This window comes from Paraburkholderia podalyriae, assembly GCF_014397785.1.
Classification (GTDB): Bacteria; Pseudomonadota; Gammaproteobacteria; order Burkholderiales; family Burkholderiaceae; genus Paraburkholderia; species Paraburkholderia podalyriae.
This window is the reverse complement of sequence record NZ_VZQQ01000189.1, coordinates 1-2,311: the sequence shown is the minus strand read 5'-3', so window position 1 is coordinate 2,311 and position 2,311 is coordinate 1. Positions and strand designations below refer to the sequence as shown.

The 2,311-nt window shown below is 62.4% G+C and carries 3 protein-coding genes; all 3 read right to left on the bottom strand.

Annotated elements, in window-relative coordinates; genetic code table 11:
* Positions 1 to 1,323: IS66 family transposase (gene tnpC, locus F6X42_RS42350; RefSeq protein WP_187639693.1), on the bottom strand; the 1,323-nt coding region annotated here is incomplete at its 3' end.
* 90 nt (positions 1,324 to 1,413) lie between these two features.
* Positions 1,414 to 1,767 carry an IS66 family insertion sequence element accessory protein TnpB gene (tnpB, locus tag F6X42_RS42345; RefSeq protein WP_187639692.1) on the bottom strand — a complete coding sequence of 118 codons (354 nt, stop codon included), beginning with the start codon at positions 1,765 to 1,767 and terminating at the stop codon, positions 1,414 to 1,416.
* A partial coding sequence (gene tnpA, locus F6X42_RS42340) for an IS66-like element accessory protein TnpA (RefSeq protein WP_312893032.1) occupies positions 1,767 to 2,311 on the bottom strand: 545 nt, incomplete at its 5' end. The genes tnpB and tnpA, both read right to left, overlap by 1 nt.

The window sequence follows — 2,311 nt, the reverse complement described above, 5'->3', positions numbered from 1 at the left end:
CGTGTATGCAATCGCCTTGCCGAGCAGGCTCTGGGGTGCCACCTTCGGCGCCAGTTCATCGAGCCACGCCTTGAAGGACTCAAGCAGCGGCACACTATGCTTTTGCCGCAGGTCGTACGTGAAGTCGGCTCGCGTAAGGCCAACAGGCAGATCGCCTCTGGCCAGCGCCTCGACACGATACAGGGCCTGGAAGTACTCAAGGGCCTTCGCCACCCGAGCGTTCGGCATCTTCTGTTTGCCGGAGTCCGTCTTTTTCTCAGCCGCCTTGTCCGCCTTGACGAACAGCCTGCGCGCGTGCGCCAGGCATCCGAAGTGCGCTGCCTTCCTGATCGTGCGCCATGCGCTGTAGCCGTCGCTCATCAGCATGCCGCTGTAGTCCCCGAGAAACTTCTTCGGATGCTCCTGGCCCCGCCCCGGCTGATACTCGAACAGCACCACGGGCTCGGCGCAGTCCTGGGCGCTGCGGTAGCACCACATGTAACTCTTGCTCTGCGCGGACCTGCCGGGTTCCTTGAGTACCTGAACCGTCGTTTCATCGCCATGGATCAGCGGCTGCGACAGCAACGTTTTATGCAGCGCGTCGTAGAGGCGGCTGTAATGCAATTCGCTGGGGAGAATGACCCAGTGGGCGAGTGTGCCGCGACTCACCGGGATCTGCCAGCGCGCGAGTGCCTCCTGCATCCGGTACAAAGGCATACCGTCGACGTACTTCGCGGTCGCGACCGTCGCGATCACAGATGCGTCCGCATGGCTGCCCGGGATCGGCTGAACCGGCATCGGCGCAAGCACGACCGGGGTATGTTCGGCGTGCCGTTCGCAGTGCCGGCATGCCCACTTGGATCGCACGTTCTTACGGACTGTCCACTTGACCTCGACGTGCAATTGTTCGCTGACGTCCTCGCCGATGCGATGCAGCTGATTGCCGCAACAGGGACAGCCACGCTGGTCCTCGGGCAGGTCGTATTCGACTGGCTCGCGCGCCAGGTACGCCGGCAACGGCTTGCGTCCGGCCTTGCGTCGTTCAGGCTGGCTGGCCGGTGGCAATCCGGTGTCGGGCAGCGCAGGCTGGACACCCTCATCGTCCTCGTCGCAGGGTTCGGTCCGTGCAATCTGCTCGGCTTCGTCGAACACGCGATCCTTGCGCTTTTCGCTTTTCGGTGCGAAACGCTCGGCCTGCAGCAGGCGAACCTGTTCCTCGAGTTGCTCGACGCGCTGGTTCAATTCGCCGATATGTTTCGCGTCGCCGGCTACACGCGCCTGGAGAGCGTGGATATAGCCCTGGACGGCCGTGGGTACGCGTTTGAGGTCGGGTGCATTCTTCATGCACTCCAGGATAGCGAAGCGCGGCGCGCCGTGGGTTTACGTCAATTCGTAAATGACGCGCCTGCCGTTGTTTACGTGCAACGCATCGGGCTAGCTGGCGTGCTGGTAATGGCGCACGGGATGACGGCGAAGCGCGTCGATGTCGATGCCGTCGAGCAGCCACTGAAGCTGCTGCGTTGTCAGTTCGATCACCTCCTGATTCCGCCGAGGCCACACGAAACGGTCTTCCTCGAGCCGACGCAGCAGCAGCCAGAAACCGGTGCGCTCGTACAGCAGAAGCTTGATGCGATCACATTTACGGTTGTGGAACGCATAGACGGCACGAGCGAGCGGGTCCAACTGCATCGATTTCTCAACCAGGGCGGCAAGGGTGTTGATGCCGCAACGGAAATCGATCGCCTCGCGGTACAGGTAGACGTGCAGGTCATCGGCGAAACGCAGCATCAGCGACTCCTCAACGCGTCGATCATCGCCCTGAGCAGCGCCGTGTCCTGTTGCGCACATTCAAGCTCAAGACTTACCCCGTTGGGCAATTGCGCCACCAGCCGTGAAGGCAACGGCGGGCGTTGCGAGGGGCGCATCGGCTCACGCCGCGCCGCAACTGGCTCGGCGTCGGGCAGCGCCGCCCTGGATGGCAAGTGCACAGGTTCAGCATCAACCACTTCCAGAACAGGAACGAATGCCGGCGAATTGCCTGGTGCCGGCTGCCGTGCACGTCGGGGACGTGTCTTTGTGCGCGCCAGGCTAATCCATTTGCGAAGCTGGTTGGCGTTCACTCCTGCCTTCAGTGCCAACCCGGCCACGGAGGCTCCGGGCTTCTGGCACGCCTCGATCAGCTTTCGCTTGCCCTCGCGCTCGTACCGGTTCTTGCCGTCGGCCGATTTGCCGATCACCCGCAGGGGCAGGAAGTCAAAGTCAGTTTGTAGGTCAGTCATAAGTTGCGTCCGCAATGTGTAAGCTGCGGACGCAATCTTGTTCCCTCTCACCC